We start from the raw sequence: 17,254 nt of genomic DNA, 5'->3' as shown, positions 1-17,254 counted from the left end.
GGTAAAGCCCTCTTGCATGAGTTAGACGCCGCGTTGTCTGTCTGGACAACACCGCCGCCCATAAAAACGACCCGTAGGTCGTTGTCCGGCCAGACAACAGTGGACTTCAAAAAAAAGCCGCTTATCATGGAGCATGAAACGCAGCTGTTGTCTGGCTGGACAACAGACTACTCCCGCCTTCGCGGGCAATGCAAGCGGTTGGAGAAAAAAATGGATTTGGCGGGGTTCATCGCAGCCATGCGTGAACGGCAAGAGCTGAGCTTTCGTGAGCTGGAGAAGCGCGCAGGCGATCTAGATCACGCGTACATCTGGAGACTAGAAAAGGGTAGTAAACAGGCCCCTTCCGACGACGTCGTATCCCGATTGGGCCAGGCTCTGGGGTTGGGGCCTCGCGAGGCTGAGGTGTTTAAACTGCTGGCAAAGCCTGTAACCCTCGACGACGCGCTCTACCGCCTGATGATGTCTCGTGAAGACATCCCTTGGGAGGACTTCGAGGACGTTGCAACCATGAGCTTCCGAGGTGAGCGACCTAACACAGAGGAAGCTTGGCTCAAGCGGATCGAGCTCATTCAACAGATGTAGAGCGAGGATTTTCATGGACGAAAACATTGCGGTCGCTCGGGCTCGAAAGCTCTTGAAAGATGCGGGTATCACAACGGTGCCTGTCGATGTGGAAGCCCTCGCTTCATTTCTGGATATTCGAGTTGCTCGGACGGAGATGGCAGAGGGTGAAGCCGGCTGCACCGTTGTTCGCCGTGGAAAGACCTGTATCTGGGTCAATCAGGATGACAGCCCCCTCCGTCAGAGATTTACGATCCTTCATGAGATCGCCCACCACGTCCTCGAACTCAAATCCAACCATGAAGAAAAGGTTCCAGCTGCTGAGCTGGAACACTTTACTGGCCGCCCTCCTGAAGAGGTGCTTTGCGACATTTTTGCCGCTGAGTGCTTGGTGCCCTGGGGAGTGATTCAGCCTCTTGCTGAAGAGAAAGACTTTACGCTTGAGCATCTAGCGGAACTGGCTGAACAGTTTCAGGCGTCCCGATCATGCGTCGCCTCCAGATTTGCTCAAGCCTCTGGAGCCCACCTAGCGTTTGTGGTGGCCGAGGAAGGAGTCGTCAAATACGCCATCACCTCGAAGGCACTGAAAGAGGCTCGAGTCTGGATATCTAGGGACATTCCATTGCCCAAGAACTCCGCAGCTGCAAAGGCTTTCATGTCCGGAGCCAGTGGCTTTCACGAAGCGGATGCTGAGGGCCTGGACTGGAGCAACAGTGATGATGCCCGACGATTTGCCTGCTATGAGCAAACGACCTACCACGCCCCCACTAAACAGACTCAGTCCATCCTCATTTTCGAGGAACTCGAGCAGCGCCCAGCATCCAGCGGCAATCGCCGTATCCAGGATGACCGCGATGACCTGCTAGAAGAACTCGACGGCTATCCTGGATGGTCGAAGCCTCGGTACTAACCCTTTCTAAGCTAGGACTTAGTAGCCCCCTAAGGGCGCCAAACTTCATCACTAGTACTAGAAAAAGCGGCTGATTTTGGCCGTTCTCTGCCTGTTCTAGGGAGCCCGCGTTATGGGGGCCAAAATTTGACGGCATGTGACGGTTAGCGCAAGCCGGCAAGGCCGGCTGGCGAACATCAGCTTTACCGCTCCAAGGAAAGGGGTTTAGCCGACTGGCCGCAGCACCTGGGTGAGCATATGCGCTGGTGGACGCGGCTGAGGAAGCCCACTTCAAAGGCTCTCCGTTCTATCGCACATGCTAGTAAGTCGCGCTCGGCGATCATGACTGCCCAGAGCCAACCACTGCGAGCATTATCCAGCCAGCTCTGGGCCAGCATTGCGCCCTGATTGAACGCCTCCTTGCAGTCGGTGGCCCAGGTAATTTCCACACCTGGGTGGCCGTCGTGAGGTGGAAGGCAGGTTATTACACCTTTGCTCATCTCGCCCCCCTCGCGCCTCGGATAGGGCGCGACGATAGAGCACGACCATCTCATCGAGCAGATCCAGAGCTGAGTAAGCAGCGATCCGCACGCGCAGATCATCCGGCTGCAACCCATCGGGTTCGGCCAACTGATCCAGCAGATTGCCGAGCATGACGCCGCGCAGTTCAGCGGCAGCTTCAGAGGGTAGGGGAGAGCGTTCGGATTCATGCAGCGGGCTTCGCTGCAGCGGGAAAGGTACAACGCAGGATTCGAACTCAGCCATGGCGCACCTCCGGGTCAGAGGTGGACAGCAAGACCTGAAGCCCAAGGCGGAGCTCTCGGGTAAAAAAGGGGTAGCGCATTTTCCTTGTGCTCCTCAGACGATTAAGGAGCCGTCACCCGCCGTTGTCACTCGGATATGGGTGGCGGACCGTGCGGGGGTGACAAACCGGCGTCCGAGGGAACCGGCCAGGCAAAAGCCTGCCCCACACGGCCCGCCATAGAAGTTAAGCAGCCAAGCAATCGTATTGCTGGCTACCTAAGCTATGGCGCTACCGCGCCTCGAACGAATCAGGTTGTCACACCCGGTCGTGGGATTTACCACGACGGGCGCACTCTAGCCCGAGGGTTTCAGGATGGCAACCTACTGTGGCGTAGGTGAGATTGAAGACGGGCAACACCTCGGCCCTGATTCAGCGACGGCATGTTCGGGTTCGTCTCGGGGGCGGCTTGCGGATAATATGTAGGCTGATTGATGATGGCGTTGCCAGATCCGTCGCCCCGCAAATCGATCTATCTCTCGCCTTAGTAAAGCTCTGCGCGATTGACGGTAGAAGTGGCGGTAAGGCCCATGTCAATTTCAGCCAGTCCCTTAAGCCAAGCGGGTTCGGGCGGCTTGTTGATGATCGAGTGGGAATGATCCCGCGTCCGGTTTGAGCCGGTAGTCAGTGGTCAGGAAGCCAAAAGCCCGCGTAATGCGGGCTTTTGTGCTTCTTGCGTACCGTATTTTGATCGAGCCGGCGCGGGCCGCGACGTTTCAATTGGGAGGGGGGCATAGGCCTGGCGCCGCCAACGGCAGATCAAGCTGCTGATTTTTATGCGACAGTCGGGAACTTTATTGTTAATGACTATCGTTGTGATAGAGGTTTTCGAATATGATTGTTGTACGACCTCTGCTGATTTCTGCGACAGCACTGAATGGCGCTCGCGGCAGGGGGCTTCCAACAATCAAGGATCTTGAGCATGACTCACTGCAAACCCAGGGCCATTCCTACAACCATGTCCTGGCAGCGAACCGCTGCCGCCCTGTTCTGCACGCCGCTGGTTGCCGTTCCCCTGAGCGTAAATGCCCAGGAGGCCACCACCATCAGTGAGGAGGAGGCCTATCGCCTCGCGCCGATCATCGTCAACACGCAGGCGGCCGCCAGCGATGATGCCAGCACGGTGGTCGCTCAGGAGCTTTGGGTAGGGGGCAAGGTTGCGACCAGCATTCTCAATACGCCGGCTTCGGTTTCGGTGATCACGCAGAAGGAAATCGAGCAGCGCAACGCCAGTACGACTGAAGAAGTGTTGAAATACACACCAGGCGTTGTTGCCGACTACTACAGTACTGATGATCGCAATGACTATTTCCAGATCCGAGGCTTCAATGCTACGACTTACCGCGACGGCCTGACCCTGGGTTCGATGCGTGGCGTGCGTGAAGATTCGTTCGCCTATGAGCGTGTCGAAGTACTGCGTGGGGCCAACTCGACGCTGTTCGGCCCTGCCGACCCTGGTGGCTCGGTGAACTTCGTGACCAAGAAGCCGCGCTTCGACAAGTTTGGACAAGTGTATGCGAGCTACGGTTCTTTCGATCACAAGGAGACGGGTATCGACGTCGGTGATTCGCTGAATGCGGATCAGACTCTCGCGTATCGATTCACTGGTAAGTTTCAGGGCAGTGATCGGGAATATGACCACTCACAAGACGATAACAACTTCGTTATGGGAGGGCTGACTTGGGCACCAACGGCTTTTACCTCGGCCACGTTGGTGGTGGATCACCTGCGCCAGGACAGCACGCCGAACAGCGGCGGTTACCCGATGGACAGGGAATATGATCGCGACGAGTTCTTTGGCGAGCCAACCTACAACTTCCATGATGTCGAGCGCACCAATATCAGTGGCAGCTTCAGCCATAACTTTGATAATGGCTTTACGCTGAGCAGCAATCTGCGCTACAGCGATTTGTCCGATGAGTACGGCTATGCCTATATCAGTGACGCTTCCGGTCATAGCGGAACTCTGGTTGACCGGGGTTACCTGGGGTACGACAGTGAAGCCGAGCAGTTCAATGGCAACGTCATCCTGCAATACGATGCGCGTTTCGAGAACATCGATAGCAGCAGCATCGCGGGCGTGGAATATCTCGATTCCACGAGCAAGGGGGTTTCCGTATATGGTTCGGCAGATCCAATTGATGTAGCCAATCCGCGATATACCGGTGTTTCTGCACCGATCATTTATGAGAACAAGGACCGAGACAACCGGGTCAAATCTGTATTCCTGCAACAAAATATCTCGTTCTACGAGCGTTTCATTGTCACTTTCGGTATGCGCAATGACTCCATGGACGTTTCGGAGACTGATTACCTCGCCGGAAGCAAGGCGTCTGATAGCTTCTCGGAAAACTCCTTCCGTGGCGCGTTGACCTATATAGTCACTGACGAATTATCCACCTACATCAGCATGGTCGAGTCCGTCGCTCCACCTGAGGTGGGCACTACTCCAGAGCGCGGCACACAATACGAAGTCGGTCTGAAGTATTCGCCGGCATCAATGAATGCGCTGTTCTCTGCCGCTGTCTATGAGCTGACTCAGGAAGATGTCGCCACAGCGGTCGTGCAGCAGAACGGCGTTATCGATCAGCAGACTGTGGGTGAGCAGCGTGTGCGTGGCCTCGAGCTGGAGGCCAAGACAGAGTTGACCGATAACCTGAGTCTGGTAGGTGGCTACACCTATATGGACACCGAGGTGCTGCGCGGCGCGCTGCAGGTATGGAACGGCGCGGCCTATGACGTCGTATCAATCAAGGGTAACAGGCTGGTTACCGCTCCGAAGCATTCGGCCTCGCTCTGGAGTTATTACAGCGTGCCGGGAACAGCTGTTAGCGTCGGCCTGGGCGCCCGTTATATAGGGTCCTATTACTTCAATGACCTGAACAACAATGGCGAGAGCAAAGGCGCTACAATATTTGATGCCGCGTTCAATTATCAGATCGCTAAAGGGACTGACCTGGCGGTTAACCTCAGCAACCTACTGGACGAGCAACATGTGGTCGGTCGCGGTAGTGCGAACTACTACAATTCTGGCCGCGAAATCACCGCCAAGGTGAGTTACAACTGGTAAGTGGGTGCACCGTAGCCCGAGCATTTTTGCCCTCGGGCGGTGTTCATGGCTGCTATCACTCTGCGAGGTGAGGCAGCACTTATGAAAAAGGCGCGAATCGTTAATCGCGCCTTTTTATTGGCATAGACCCCTTGCCGCTCGCTGGCGTCAGCCGAAAACATGGGCCGAAATCAGCTTGGAAATTTCCACCATCGCCGTCTTGCCGGTGAACTCGAATTTCACCTTGCCGAGTGAGGAGAAATAGATTTCCAGCTCCGAGTCCAGGTCGAAGGTGCCGGAGGTTTCGATCGAGTAGGCGACGATGTTCTTGTAGGGCAGGGAGGTGAAATCCTTCTTGCTGCCGGTAAGGCCCTGCACGTTGACCGCGATGATGCGCTTGTCTGTGAACACCACGCCGTCGCGCATGGATTTGTAGGCGTCGATGACCTGTTCGTTTTCAAGCAGCAGGTCGCTGACGCGCTGGGCGTATTCGTCGTTCTGCTTGAGTTTGAAAAAGCCCTTGTTGTTGAAGTCGATCATCTACCGGTCTCTTTTTGTAGGGTTTGAATTGTTCTGTATTTGAAGACTGCCGCGATGCGTTTTGGCAAGCGACTCACCCGCACAAGGCGGCTCAGGCAGGCTGCTGTAACGCGCCCTGAATCAGCGAGGTAAAGGTGGCGATCACCTCCGCCTTGGCATACCGGCCGCGCACCAGCGCGCCTGCCAGGGCTTCCCCCGCGCCGACCAGACCGGCGCAGCGCCGCTCCAGCTCGGCTGCCGGCAGGTTGGCGTGGGGCTCGAGCACGCTGACGAACATCTGCACGCAGTTGGCGAGCAGCTCCTGGAACACCGCAGCTTTCTCATCGCTGCCCGCCAGGGCGGCACCTACGGCGTAGAACTCGTCGGTGTTATTGGATGCGCAGTCGATATAGGCGCTGGACAACAGCTGTGCGGTGTCCTCCAGGCTGCGGGTGGTGCCCGCCATCAGTTCGCGAAAGGCATTGATCCGTTCGATGTCGATCCACCGGTACAGCTCGATCAACAAGCCGGAACGGGTGCCGAAGTGGTCGTAGACCACCGGCTTGGACACGCCGGCGCACGTGGCCAGATGGCCGAGGGTCAGGCGGTCGGCACCTTCCTGGCGCACCACCTGCCGCGCGGTTTCCAGCAGCTGACGTCGACGTTCGGCTTTCGACAACCGACCTGTCGATGGGGTAGTGGCAGAGTGATGGTTTTTTTGCACGTCGTCGGGTTCCAGAACAGAAACCTACCAAAGGTAGGTTAAAGGGGCTAGGCTCGTTTACAGGTTCCTACTAAAGGTAGGTTAAGCCAGTAACCGGAGGACGTACAGCATGTCTATTGATCCTGTTCTGTTGATGGGTGGCTCTGGAGCCATCGGTAGCCACACGGCTGCGGCGCTGCGTGCCCAGCATCCCGACCTTGGCTTGTTGATCGGTGGCCGCGATCTGGCCAAGGCCCGGCAAGCCGCCGAGCGAATCGGCAATGCGCGGGCGGTGGTGATAGATCCCGCTGCCGATGACCTCGGCCTCGGCGAGCAACCGGTGAGTGCGGTGGTGGTCTTCTATATGGACCATGACCTGGCTGGCCTGCGCTTCGCTCAGAAACGCGGCGTGCCGCACCTGAGCATTTCCTCCGGGGTGTTCGAGATCGCCCCGGAAATCGCCACCTACATGCACAAACCTGACGCCGCGCCCATCGTGCTTGGCTACGAATGGATGGTGGGCGCCACCACGGTGGCGACGCTGCGCATTGCCGAGGCGTTTCGGCGGGTCGACGAGATCCGCATCAACGCCCTGGTCGATGAGCAGGATACCGGCGGGCCGACCGTTGCCACCGATTTCGAGCATCTGAACAGGATGCTCCCGGCTGCGCTGACACGGCGTGGCAACCGCTACCTCTGGCGCGAAGGCGAGGAGGCGAAGGCCCGCTTCCGCGCCGTGGACGGCACGCCGATCGGAGCCAACGGCTTTTCGTCCATCGATGTCGTCGGTCTCGCGGCGGCCACGGATGCGCCGAACGTGCAATTCAACATGGCCATCGGCGTCAGCTCGACGCGCCGTCAGGGCGGGGCGATGTCGACGGAGATCCTTATCGAACTGTCGGGTGAGGACTCGCACGGCAAGCCGCTGCGCACCCGACATGCCGTGGTGCATCCCAAGGGCGCCGCGTTGCTGACGGCCCTGAGCGTGGCAATGCTCATCGAACGGTTGTTGGGCCTGGACGGAAGCGCGGCGACGGAACCTGGCCTGTACTTCCCCTACCAGTTGCTGGATCGCTCGCGCTTTCTGCAGCGCCTGGAGCAGGAGGGCGGCGAGCTGCGCGAACTGCAGCCGACCGACGATTGACTCGGAAACGGCGGTGCGGGGCGCGAGCGGTGCAGGCCGCTCGCGCTTTTGCGTTTCATCACCGCTGAATCTCCAGGTGGATTTTCCTGAGAATCAGACGCAGTTGGCCCGTATAATCCTCTGGTAACTATTTGTTTCCAGGGGAACAGGCTTATGTCGGCACATCGAGTAACCGGATTGGCGCGCGTGATCGCCGCCAGCGTTCTGTCCTGCGGCCTGCTGCTGAGCAGCCTGGCCCATGCCGAGGATCCGGTGACCCTGACCCTCTACAACGGCCAGCATGAAGCCACCGGCAAGGCCGTGGCGGCTGCCTTCGAGAAGAAGACCGGCATCAAGGTGCTGATCCGCAAGGGCGGTGGCGGCCAGTTGGCCAACCAGATCGCCGAGGAGGGCGATCGCTCGCCGGCCGACATCGTCTACACCGAAGAGGCGCCGCCGCTGATCAAGCTCGGCAGCCAGGGCCTGTTGGCCAAGGTCGACGACAGCACCCTCAAGCAGATCGATGCCAGGTTCTCCGATGACAACGGCAACTGGATCGGCATCACCTCGCGCGTGCGCGTGCTGGCCTACAACCCGGATCTGGTCAGCGAGGCCGAGCTGCCGAAAAGCGTACTGGAAGTGGCCGATCCCGAGTGGGCCGGCAAAATCGCCTTTGTGCCCAGCAGTGGCGAGTTCCTCGGTCAGACCGCAGCCGTCATTCGTCTCAACGGCCGCGAAGCCGCCGAGGAATGGCTGACCGGGCTCAAGGCTTTCGGCTCTACCTACACCAACAACGTGATCGCCATGAAGGCGGTGGAGAACGGCGAGGTCGGGGCGGCACTGGTCAACAGTTATTACTGGACGGCGCTGAAGAAAGAGAAGGGCGAGCTGAAGTCCAGGCTGCATTACTTCGCCGATGGCGACGCCGGTGGCCTGTCGAGCGTCTCCGGCGCTGCCGTGGTCAAGGCCAGCAAACACCCGAAGGAGGCGCAGCAGTTTCTCGCCTTCATGATCAGCGAGGAGGGCCAGAAGGCCGTGCTCACCCAGTCCGCCGAATACCCGGTCAACCCCAAGGTGGCGGCCGACCCGCTGCTCAAACCCTATGACCAGCTCAAGCCGCCGGCCATCACCGCCGCGCAGATCGGCCTGGCCGAGGATGCCTTGGAGCTGCAACGCGAAGTGGGTATGAACTGACCATGCAACCCCAGGCGGTCACCCCCGAACTGCCGCTGCCGGCGCCGGCCCTCAGCAGCCGTCGCCGCAAGGCGCCGCCGATCTGGCTGCAGTTGCCGGTGCTGGCGCTGTTGCTGCTCGCCGCGCTGCCGCTGTTCTTCGTGGTGGTGCGCGCGGCCCAGGTCGGCCCCCACGAAGCCTTTGCGCTGCTGTGGCGGCCATTCGTGTTCGGCCTGTTGGCCAACACCCTGAAGCTGATGGTGCTGGTGACCCTGGGCTGTGCGCTGCTCGGCCTGGCGCTGGCCTGGCTGGTGGAGCGTAGCGACCTGCGCTGGCGCCGCCAGTGGAACGTGCTGCTGTGCTTGCCGTTCGCCATTCCCTCGTTCGTCAGCGGCTTTACCTGGGTGTCGATCAGCCCGCTGTTCGAAGGCCTGGGCGGCACGGTGCTGGTGATGATCCTGTCCAAATACCCGCTGATCTACCTGCCGGTGGTGGCGGTGCTGCGCAACCTCGACCCGGCCCTGGAAGAGTCGGCACGCATGCTCGGCTGCAGTCGCCGTGAGGTGTTCTGGCGGGTCACGCTGCCGCTGCTGCGCCCGGTGCTGATGGCCACCAGTTTGCTGGTGGCGGTGCATATGCTGGTCGAGTTCGGCGCGCCGTCGATCATGCGTTACCAGACCTTCACCACTGCCATCTATCAGCAGTTCGAGCTGGAATTCAGTGGCAGCAACGCGGCCATGCTGTCCGCCTTGCTGCTGGGGCTGTGCATGCTGCTGTTGTGGGGCGAATTCCGGTTGCGCGGGCGTGGTTTCGCGCGCACCGGCCAGGGTGTGGCACGCAGCGCGGCGCGGGTGCGTCTGGGGCGTTGGAGCGTGCCCGCTCAGTTGCTGCTGCTGGCCCTGGTGGCCATCGGCTGCGGCGTGCCGCTGGTGATGCTGGGCTTCTGGATCGTCGAAGGCAGCTCGGCGAGCTTCCCGGTGGCGGAGATCGCCCAGACGCTGTGGTCGTCCCTGACCTATTCCTTTGGCGGCGCCTTGTTCAGTTGCCTGCTGGCGTTGCCGGTATGCCTGGTGGTGGTGCGTTACTACGGGCGCATGGCCACCCTGGCCGATCGTCTGCCGTATCTGCTGCACGCCTTGCCGGGCCTGGTGATCGCCCTGTCGCTGGTGTTCTTCGCCCTTGGCTATGTGCCTGCGCTGTACCAGACCAGCATCCTGCTGCTGGTGGCCTATGCGTTGCTGTTCATGCCCATGGCCCAGGGGCCGATCCGCGTGGCGTTGGAAAAAGCCTCGCCGCAACTGGAAGAGGCTGCGCGCACCCTGGGGCATACGCCGATTGCCACCTTTCTGCGAGTGACCCTGCCAATCATCTCGCCGGCTATCGGTGCCGGCTTCGTGCTGGTATTTCTCGACTGCATGAAAGAGCTGACCGCTACCCTGATTCTCGGCCCGACCGGCCTGGAAACCCTGGCAACCAAGGTCTGGTCGCACACCGGCAACCTTGAGTACGCAGGCGCCGCGCCCTATGCCGCGCTGATCGTGTTGGTGTCGGGGCTGCCGGTGTATCTGCTGACCACACGGGCTTATCGGCGCTCTTGAGCGCGGGCAGGAAGCGATGTCATGGCGTCGCGGCTTAACGCCCCGGCGTTCAAGGTGTATCGTGCGCAGCTTTCAGCAGGCCGGCAACGTAGGTAGTTTTTTTAACCGTCTGCTAGCGCCCGCAGAGGCGTATCGAACAAACCTGATTAGCGTCACCGCAGTCCCGCTTCAGGAGCAGGTTTCATGAGTTTCACCCGTAGACAGGTGTTGGGCGGTCTGGTCGGCCTTGGCGTGGTCGGTCTCGGCGCTGGCGGCGCGCGCTATTGGCTAGGGCGGACGTTCGACCGCAAGACCCACGACTACGAGCTGATCGCTGCGCCCCACGATATCGAACTGGTGCCCGGCCATGTCACGCCCGCCTGGACCTTTGGCGGTCAGGCACCGGGTGTGGAGCTGCGTTGCCGCCAGGGCGACGAGTTGCGGGTGCGTTTCATCAACCACCTGCCCGAGCCCACCACCATCCACTGGCATGGCATCCGCCTGCCACTGGAAATGGACGGCGTGCCCTATGTGTCCCAGGCGCCGGTATTGCCGGGGGAATTCTTCGATTACCGCTTCGTCACCCCGGATGCCGGCAGCTACTGGTACCACCCCCACGAGTCCAGCGCGAAACAGCTGGGCCGCGGGCTGGTCGGCCCGCTGATCATCGACGAGCGCGAGCCGACCGGTTTCCGCCATGAGCGCACCCTGTGCCTGAAGAGCTGGCATGTGGACGAGGAGGGCGCCTTCACCCAGTTCAGCGTGCCCCGCGAGGCTGCCCGGGAAGGCACCCGTGGGCGCCTGTCGACCATCAACGGCGTGTCATTGCCGAGCCTGGAATTGCCGGCTGGGCAAGTGGTGCGCCTGCGCCTGATCAACGTCGACAGCACCATCACCTACCGGCTCAACCTGCCCAAGGGCGATGCGCGAATCTACGCCCTGGACGGCAATCCGATCGAGCCGCGCCCGCTGGGCAAGGAGTACTGGCTGGGCCCGGGCATGCGTATCGACCTGGCGCTCAAGGTGCCGGCGGTTGGCAGCGAAGCGCTGTCGCTGCGCAACGGGCCGCTGCGCCTGGCCACCATTAAGTCCGTCGCCAGCAGCGAGCCTTCCGCCGAGTGGCCGCCGGCGCTGCCGCCGAACCCGGTGGTCGAGCCGGACCTGGCGCAGGCCGAGACCCTGCGCTTCAACTTCGAATGGGCGGCCTCCCTGGCGTCGCCTGCCGATGAGGCGGCCGGCCGCTACAAGTACTGGCAGATCAACGGCCAGGCCTGGGACATCAACGACAAGACCTGCGCCGACCGGCCCATCGCCAAGCTGAAAAAGGACGGCCACTACATCTTCGTGCTGCGCAACATGGCCCAGTACCAGCACCCGATCCACCTGCATGGGTTGATCTTCAAGGTGCTGGATTCCAACCGCCGCAAGATCGAGCCGTACTACACCGACACCTTCCTGCTCGGCAAGAACGAGACCGCGCGCATCGCCTTCGTGGCCGATAACCCCGGGGTGTGGATGTTCCATTGCCACGTCATCGACCATATGGAAACCGGCCTGATGGCCGCCATCGAGATCGCCTGATTTGAGAGCCCGGATTTGAAAGCCCCCTTGATCATCGACCGCAGCCAGGACCAGCGCTTTATGCGCGAGGCGCTGGCGTTGGCTGCCGAGGGCGCTGCCCGTGGCGAAGTGCCGGTGGGCGCCGTGCTGGTGCAGGACGGCGAGGTAATCGGCCGCGGCTTCAACTGCCCCATCTCCACCTCGGATCCCAGCGCCCATGCCGAAATGGTCGCCATCCGCGCCGCAGCCCAGGCCATCGCCAACTACCGCCTGCCCGGCAGCACCCTGTACGTGACCCTGGAACCCTGCGCCATGTGCGCGGGGCTTATCGTCCACTCGCGTGTGCAGCGCGTGGTATTCGGCGCCAGCGAACCCCGCGCGGGCATGGCGGTAAGCCGCGGCCAGTTCTTCGACCAGGGCTTTCTCAACCATCGGGTGCTGGTAGAAGGTGGGGTGCTGGCTGAAGAGTGTGGTGAGGTGTTGAAGGCGTTTTTCAAGGCGCGGCGGGGTTAGTCGGTTTAAAGGAACTAGGCCATAGGGCCGGGGATTCCCACAGGCCCGTGACAACACTCGAGGAGCATTGAGGTTGATCAAAGCAAGAATGTTGGCAGTAGTAGCGGCATTGCTGGGCGCGTCTACCCAGGCGGCGGAGCGGCAGGTGTATCTGGTGGCCACTGCGCAGCTGGACGGTTCCAATCTGGCCCAGAGCATCTTTCTGCATGAGCCGCAGATCACCGAGTTGCAGGGCTGTCTGGATGCCGTGCGCAAGGGCCAGCGCGAGCGCGACTGGATGCAGTATCACCACATCTTCCAGCGCGACAAATTCAAGGGCTTCACCGGCCATATGCGCTACCGCTGTGTCTACAGCGACCTGCAGATCAGCGCCTGGTACGACAAGGTGCGCTACAACCAGCCGTACCTGATCAGCATCGATAATGACGCGGTGCTGAGCATCAGCCGCCCGCCGAGTCTGGCGCAATGCTCGACACGGTTGCGTGCCTTGCCGGCGAAGAAGCAGGCGCAGAGTTTCTGCGCCATGGGCAATCAGACCGTCACGCGCTGAGGCGTTCTCGCCTATCGAGCGCGCTCGAACACCAGCCTGACCTTGGCGCCTCCAGGACGCTGGAAGCTTTCGATCATGCGCTCGCCCTGGACCTCCATGCGCAGTTCCCGGGTGGTGCGCACGTCGCCGGTCCAGTTCGGGAACGACGAGCCTTCCACGGTGTTGCCCCTGAAGTTGCCTTGCTCATCGACGGTGTAGCGCCCGTACAGCGCCAGACTGCCGGCCATCACCGCACGGTTTTCCGCGTCGCTGCCGCCGCCCCGCTGGTTGGACTGGAAGCGCGGAATGCGCGGATCGTGCAGAAATTCCACGAAGTGCAGATCCGGCGTGAACACCAGCCGGCCCCGCGGTTCGGGGCCGTAGGGGTGGCTGATCACGCCGTCGCTTTCGACCGTGGCGGCGATCAGGTTCCAGGTGCCGGCAACCTGGTTCGGTTTCGGCTCGGCGTGGCTGCCCATGGCAGCCAGCAGCAACGCCGCCGCAGCGGCCAGGCGGATCAAGGAATGCGGGTACATATCAGGCCTCCCGACTGTCAGCCGAGAAGGCCACATCGCGCTGGGCTTCGAGGATCGCGAGGCGCTGGTTCAGGGCGCGGTGGATGTTCTCATAAGCGGTGCTGCCCAAGGGCAGGCGCAGGGGCGGGTTGGCCGCATCGGCCGCCTGGATGATTGCCGCGACCGTGTTGACGGCATCGCCGCGGATCTCGAATTCGCCGCTGGCGATCATCCCGTGAACCTGGCCGGCTGGTGTGTCGCGATAGGCCCCCGAGGGCGCAACCAGATCGAGCGCCGCGGCGAAGTTGGTGCGAGTCGGGCCGGGCTCGGCGAGGATGAACTCGATCCCGAAGGGCGCGACTTCCTGGGCCACGGCTTCGACGAAGCCTTCGATCCCCCATTTGCTGGCGTGGTAGAGGCTGAAGCCGGGGTAGGCTATCTGCCCGCCCTCGGACGACACCTGCACAATACGCCCGCCGCCCTGGGCGCGCAGATGGGCCAGGCTGCGGCGGATCAGCTGGATCGAGCCGGTGAGGTTGGTGGCCAGCAGCCGGTCGATCTGCTCGTCGCTTACCTGCTCGGCCGGGCCGAACAGGCCATAGCCGGCGTTGCTGACGATCACGTCGATGCGGCCGAAGCGCTCGAAGGCGTGGTCGATCCCACGGCGAATCTGCGCGGTATCGGTGAGATCCAGGGCGAGCACCTGCAGCTGCTCGCCATAGGCGCTCGCCAGGTCCTGCAGGGCCTCCTGACGGCGCGCGGTAGCGATCACCCGATCGCCGCGTTCGAGCAGCTGGGTGGTCATGATCTTGCCGAGCCCGGACGAGGCGCCGGTGATAAGCCAGGTCTTGTTCATGCTGTGCTCCTTGATCATTTCGTGAAGCGTTCACTCTAAACCCGGTTTTTTGTTGCGATAATCGGCTTTAATCCGCATGAGCTGGTGAATGGGGGCGAACAATGAATAGGCCCACGCTGACCGATCTCACCGCCCTGATGGCGGTGGCGCAGCACCGCAGCTTTCGCAAGGCAGCCGATGAGCTAGGGATTTCGCGGTCGGCGCTGAGCCATGCCATCGCCGCGCTGGAGCGCCGGCTGGGCGTGCGGCTGCTACACCGCACCACCCGCAGCGTGGCGCCGACCGAGGCCGGCGAGCACTTCCTGCAGCGCCTGGCGCCGGTGTTGGCGGGGCTGGACCACGCCATCGATGCGCTGACCGAGGAGGGCGGCCATCCCACCGGCACCTTGCGCATCAACGGTGGCGAGGAGGCCATGCGTGTGTTGCTCAAGCACGTGGTGCCGGCCTTTCTGCAGCGCTACCCGCAGGTTTCCCTGGATCTGGTCAGCGACGGTCACCTGGTGGATGTGGTGCGCGAAGGCTTCGATGCCGGCATTCGGCTGGCCGAGGCGGTGCCCCAGGACATGATCGCGGTCGCCCTCAGCGAGGATTTCCGCTTTCTTGCCGTGGCGTCGCCCGAGTACCTGGCCAGTGCCGGGCGCCCCGTCACGCCGGAGGACCTACGCGCCCATCGCTGCATCCGTCAGCGCCTGCCCAGCGGCAAGCTGTACCGCTGGGAGTTCGAGCAGCGCGGCCAGCAGGTCACGGTCGATGTGCCAGGGGCGATGACCCTCAACCATACGCAGCTGATGATCGAGGCGGCCGTCGCCGGGATGGGAATCGCCTATGTGCCGGATATGGCGGCACAGCGCTGGCTGGCCGAAGGCAGGCTGGTCGCCGTGCTGGAGGACTGGGCGCCGCTGGTGGGCGGGTTGCGCCTCTATTACCCGAGCCACCGGCATGTATCGGCGGCGCTGCGGGCGTTTATCGAGGTGATGAAGAGCGTTCGCTAGCGGCGGCAGGGTGAAAGCGCGGGCTCTTAGAACCTGCTCATAATCTTTCAGCCCAGGCTCGTAGATTTGGCAGCTAAGTGGCGGAAGCGGCCGCAAGCTGCAAGCCCCAAGCTACAAGTTAAAAGCAGTCCGCAGTGCTCTAGCTTCTTCTTGCAGCTTGACGCTTGAGGCTTGAAGCTCAATGTCCGCTTCTGCCTTGTAGTTGCCGCTTCATGCGCATACAAGACTTTGAACAGGTTCTCAGAGCGGCGCCTTTTCCTGCTGCTCGGGGTGATCCTTGGAGACCCCCGGTACGTGCAGGCCGCTTTCGGCGACCTGGCTGCCTTCCAGCTGCGGCTGGGTCACCCAGGTGAGGATGTCGTAGTAGCGGCGGATGTTGCGCACGAAGTGCACCGGCTCGCCTCCACGGGCATAGCCGTAACGGGTCTTGCTGTACCACTGTTTCTGCGACAGGCGCGGCAGGATCTTTTGCACGTCGAGCCATTTGTTGGGGTCCAGGCCCTCGGCTTCGGTGAGCTTGCGCGCGTCTTCCAGGTGACCGCCGCCGATGTTGTAGGAGGCGAGGGCGAACCAGGTGCGATCCGGCTCCTGAATGCTGTCCGGCAGCTGCTCCTTGACGTGCACCAGGTACTTGGCGCCGCCCTGAATGCTCTGCTGCGGGTTGAGACGGTCGGACACCCCCATCGCCTGGGCGGTGCGCAGGGTCAGCATCATCAGGCCGCGCACGCCGGTCTTGGAGGTGGCGCCGGGTTGCCACAGCGACTCCTGGTAGCCCACCGCGGCGAGCATGCGCCAGTCCAGGCCGTGTTCCTGAGCGGCCTTGCGAAAGTGCTTCTCGTAACGGGGCAGGCGCTGCTGCAAATGCTGGGCAAAGGTGTAGGCGCCCACGTAACCCAGCACGTCGACATGGCCGTAATAGCGCTCCTTGAGGCGCTGCAGGCTGCCGTTGTCCTGGGAGCGGCGCAGGAAGCCATCGACCTGCTCAAGCAGGCTGGTGTCCTCGCCCGGCGCCACGGCCCAACCGAGATTGCGTGAGTCGCCGAGGTCGAAGCCGACCCGCACGTTGGGGAAGTACACCTGGTTCATGGCCAGTTCGTTGGAGTCCACCAGGGTCAGGTCGATCTCGCCTTCGTCGACCATGCGCAGCAGGTCGACCACCTCGACGTCGGCCGACTCTTCATACTGCAGCTCCGGCTCCTCGATCTTCAGCGCGGCGAGTTGCTCGGCATGGCTGCTGCCCTTGAGCACCAGGATGCGCTTGCCGATCAGATCCGCCGGGCGGCTTGGGCGGCGCTGGCCGTTGCGGTAAACGATCTGCGGGGTGACTTCCAGGTAGGGAACGGAGAAGCGTGCGCTCTGCTGGCGGCCTTCGCTTTCCACCAGGCCGGCGGCGGCCAGCACCGGGCCACCCGGCTTGCCGAGGCGGTCGAAGAGATCGTCGAGGTTGTCGGCGGTCTGGATTTCCAGTTTCACGTCCAGGTCGTCGGCGAAGCGCTTGACCAGCTCGTATTCGAAACCGGTTTCGCCGTTGCGATCCTGAAAGTAGGTGGCCGGGCTGTTGCGGGTTATCACGCGCAGCACGCCTTCCTCCTTGATCCGCTCCAGGCTGCTCGGAGGTTCCGCGCAGCCGCTGAGCATCAGGAGTAATCCGATCGCCGACAGCCAGCCGGCGTAGCGCTTGCCAATCAGGTAAGGAGAGGGCATCGGCGCAGTATACGCCAACGTCGTGCCGTGCCATATCTGGACAGCGCGGCTGCGCTCTGCTAGGCGAAAGCGCTTTTGCAGAGGGGCGCTGGCTGGCGCGCCAGGGCATGAGCGGGCGTGCCGCGCTCGTCGCTTTAGGCTAGAATATGCGCCCTCAAAGCACACCCCCTTCCCAGAGGCTGTCCCCTG

17 protein-coding genes are annotated in these 17,254 nt (G+C 61.9%); 10 read left to right on the top strand and 7 right to left on the bottom strand.

Annotated elements, in window-relative coordinates; all coding sequences use genetic code 11:
* The first annotated feature begins 12 nt into the window (after positions 1 to 12).
* Entirely contained in the window at positions 13 to 582 is a 570-nt protein-coding gene (locus SA190iCDA_RS18675) for a helix-turn-helix domain-containing protein (protein WP_236100911.1), read from the top strand.
* A 13-nt stretch (positions 583 to 595) separates the two neighbouring features.
* On the top strand, positions 596 to 1,471 hold the full coding sequence (locus SA190iCDA_RS18670; protein ID WP_070885536.1) for an ImmA/IrrE family metallo-endopeptidase: 876 nt from the start codon (positions 596 to 598) through the stop codon (positions 1,469 to 1,471).
* 182 nt (positions 1,472 to 1,653) lie between these two features.
* On the opposite strand, the gene SA190iCDA_RS18665 is transcribed toward SA190iCDA_RS18670, so the two are convergent.
* Positions 1,654 to 1,899 (bottom strand): LasR-specific antiactivator QslA, encoded by a 246-nt coding sequence (locus SA190iCDA_RS18665; RefSeq protein ID WP_236101309.1) that lies wholly within the window; start codon positions 1,897 to 1,899, stop codon positions 1,654 to 1,656.
* A complete protein-coding gene (locus tag SA190iCDA_RS18660) occupies positions 1,823 to 2,215 on the bottom strand; it encodes a hypothetical protein (RefSeq protein ID WP_236101341.1) in 393 nt (130 codons plus the stop codon). The genes SA190iCDA_RS18665 and SA190iCDA_RS18660 overlap by 77 nt, the downstream gene beginning before the upstream one ends.
* Positions 2,216 to 3,174: 959 nt before the next feature.
* On the opposite strand from SA190iCDA_RS18660, the gene SA190iCDA_RS18655 reads away from it, so the two are divergent.
* Positions 3,175 to 5,322, top strand: a complete 2,148-nt coding sequence (locus SA190iCDA_RS18655; protein WP_070885535.1) for a TonB-dependent siderophore receptor — start codon at positions 3,175 to 3,177, stop codon at positions 5,320 to 5,322.
* 147 nt (positions 5,323 to 5,469) lie between these two features.
* Here SA190iCDA_RS18655 and SA190iCDA_RS18650 read toward each other — a convergent pair whose 3' ends face one another.
* Both SA190iCDA_RS18650 and SA190iCDA_RS18645 read right to left on the bottom strand, forming a co-directional pair.
* Positions 5,470 to 5,841 carry a PH domain-containing protein gene (locus SA190iCDA_RS18650; RefSeq protein WP_070885534.1) on the bottom strand — a complete coding sequence of 124 codons (372 nt, stop codon included), beginning with the start codon at positions 5,839 to 5,841 and terminating at the stop codon, positions 5,470 to 5,472.
* Positions 5,842 to 5,932: 91 nt separating this feature from the next.
* A complete protein-coding gene (locus tag SA190iCDA_RS18645; RefSeq protein WP_236100908.1) occupies positions 5,933 to 6,499 on the bottom strand; it encodes a TetR/AcrR family transcriptional regulator in 567 nt (188 codons plus the stop codon).
* Positions 6,500 to 6,653: 154 nt separating this feature from the next.
* Between SA190iCDA_RS18645 and SA190iCDA_RS18640 the strand changes: the two genes are divergently transcribed.
* The 6 genes from SA190iCDA_RS18640 (at position 6,654) to SA190iCDA_RS18615 (ending at position 13,019) form a co-directional block, all read left to right on the top strand.
* The gene (locus SA190iCDA_RS18640) at positions 6,654 to 7,667 is read left to right on the top strand and encodes a saccharopine dehydrogenase (protein ID WP_070885533.1); all 1,014 of its coding nucleotides are present in this window, start codon (positions 6,654 to 6,656) and stop codon (positions 7,665 to 7,667) included.
* A 153-nt stretch (positions 7,668 to 7,820) separates the two neighbouring features.
* Positions 7,821 to 8,840 (top strand): extracellular solute-binding protein, encoded by a 1,020-nt coding sequence (locus SA190iCDA_RS18635; RefSeq protein ID WP_070885532.1) that lies wholly within the window; start codon positions 7,821 to 7,823, stop codon positions 8,838 to 8,840.
* Between the two features lie 2 nt (positions 8,841 to 8,842).
* The gene (locus SA190iCDA_RS18630) at positions 8,843 to 10,417 is read left to right on the top strand and encodes an ABC transporter permease (protein WP_070885531.1); all 1,575 of its coding nucleotides are present in this window, start codon (positions 8,843 to 8,845) and stop codon (positions 10,415 to 10,417) included.
* A gap of 183 nt (positions 10,418 to 10,600) precedes the next feature.
* On the top strand, positions 10,601 to 11,977 hold the full coding sequence (locus SA190iCDA_RS18625; protein WP_070885530.1) for a multicopper oxidase family protein: 1,377 nt from the start codon (positions 10,601 to 10,603) through the stop codon (positions 11,975 to 11,977).
* A gap of 15 nt (positions 11,978 to 11,992) precedes the next feature.
* Positions 11,993 to 12,469, top strand: coding sequence for a tRNA adenosine(34) deaminase TadA (gene tadA, locus SA190iCDA_RS18620; RefSeq protein ID WP_070885529.1), 477 nt, complete (start codon positions 11,993 to 11,995; stop codon positions 12,467 to 12,469).
* Between the two features lie 88 nt (positions 12,470 to 12,557).
* A complete protein-coding gene (locus tag SA190iCDA_RS18615; RefSeq protein WP_070885528.1) occupies positions 12,558 to 13,019 on the top strand; it encodes a hypothetical protein in 462 nt (153 codons plus the stop codon).
* Between the two features lie 11 nt (positions 13,020 to 13,030).
* On the opposite strand, the gene SA190iCDA_RS18610 is transcribed toward SA190iCDA_RS18615, so the two are convergent.
* Complete coding sequence (locus tag SA190iCDA_RS18610) at positions 13,031 to 13,534, bottom strand: lipocalin-like domain-containing protein (protein ID WP_070885527.1); 504 nt, start codon at positions 13,532 to 13,534, stop codon at positions 13,031 to 13,033.
* Between the two features lies 1 nt (position 13,535).
* The gene (locus SA190iCDA_RS18605) at positions 13,536 to 14,369 is read right to left on the bottom strand and encodes an SDR family oxidoreductase (RefSeq protein ID WP_070885526.1); all 834 of its coding nucleotides are present in this window, start codon (positions 14,367 to 14,369) and stop codon (positions 13,536 to 13,538) included.
* A 101-nt stretch (positions 14,370 to 14,470) separates the two neighbouring features.
* Here SA190iCDA_RS18605 and SA190iCDA_RS18600 point away from each other — a divergent pair, with 101 nt between their 5' ends.
* Complete coding sequence (locus SA190iCDA_RS18600; protein ID WP_070885525.1) at positions 14,471 to 15,361, top strand: LysR family transcriptional regulator; 891 nt, start codon at positions 14,471 to 14,473, stop codon at positions 15,359 to 15,361.
* A gap of 240 nt (positions 15,362 to 15,601) precedes the next feature.
* Here SA190iCDA_RS18600 and mltF read toward each other — a convergent pair whose 3' ends face one another.
* Positions 15,602 to 17,065 carry a membrane-bound lytic murein transglycosylase MltF gene (mltF, locus tag SA190iCDA_RS18595; RefSeq protein ID WP_070885524.1) on the bottom strand — a complete coding sequence of 488 codons (1,464 nt, stop codon included), beginning with the start codon at positions 17,063 to 17,065 and terminating at the stop codon, positions 15,602 to 15,604.
* Between the last annotated feature and the right edge of the window lie 189 nt (positions 17,066 to 17,254).

This window comes from Pseudomonas argentinensis, from assembly GCF_001839655.2.
GTDB lineage: Bacteria > Pseudomonadota > Gammaproteobacteria > Pseudomonadales > Pseudomonadaceae > Aquipseudomonas > Aquipseudomonas argentinensis_B.
This window is presented reverse-complemented; position numbering and strand designations above follow the sequence as displayed.

Coding starts and splice junctions, on each gene's coding strand:
- SA190iCDA_RS18670 (WP_070885536.1), top strand. CDS start 596: ATGGACGAAAACATTGCGGTCGCTCGGGCTCGAAAGCTCTTGAAAGAT.
- SA190iCDA_RS18660 (WP_236101341.1), bottom strand. CDS start 2,215: ATGGCTGAGTTCGAATCCTGCGTTGTACCTTTCCCGCTGCAGCGAAGC.
- SA190iCDA_RS18655 (WP_070885535.1), top strand. CDS start 3,175: ATGACTCACTGCAAACCCAGGGCCATTCCTACAACCATGTCCTGGCAG.
- SA190iCDA_RS18650 (WP_070885534.1), bottom strand. CDS start 5,841: ATGATCGACTTCAACAACAAGGGCTTTTTCAAACTCAAGCAGAACGAC.
- SA190iCDA_RS18640 (WP_070885533.1), top strand. CDS start 6,654: ATGTCTATTGATCCTGTTCTGTTGATGGGTGGCTCTGGAGCCATCGGT.
- SA190iCDA_RS18635 (WP_070885532.1), top strand. CDS start 7,821: ATGTCGGCACATCGAGTAACCGGATTGGCGCGCGTGATCGCCGCCAGC.
- SA190iCDA_RS18630 (WP_070885531.1), top strand. CDS start 8,843: ATGCAACCCCAGGCGGTCACCCCCGAACTGCCGCTGCCGGCGCCGGCC.
- SA190iCDA_RS18625 (WP_070885530.1), top strand. CDS start 10,601: ATGAGTTTCACCCGTAGACAGGTGTTGGGCGGTCTGGTCGGCCTTGGC.
- SA190iCDA_RS18615 (WP_070885528.1), top strand. CDS start 12,558: ATGTTGGCAGTAGTAGCGGCATTGCTGGGCGCGTCTACCCAGGCGGCG.
- SA190iCDA_RS18610 (WP_070885527.1), bottom strand. CDS start 13,534: ATGTACCCGCATTCCTTGATCCGCCTGGCCGCTGCGGCGGCGTTGCTG.
- SA190iCDA_RS18605 (WP_070885526.1), bottom strand. CDS start 14,369: ATGAACAAGACCTGGCTTATCACCGGCGCCTCGTCCGGGCTCGGCAAG.
- SA190iCDA_RS18600 (WP_070885525.1), top strand. CDS start 14,471: ATGAATAGGCCCACGCTGACCGATCTCACCGCCCTGATGGCGGTGGCG.
- mltF (WP_070885524.1), bottom strand. CDS start 17,065: ATGCCCTCTCCTTACCTGATTGGCAAGCGCTACGCCGGCTGGCTGTCG.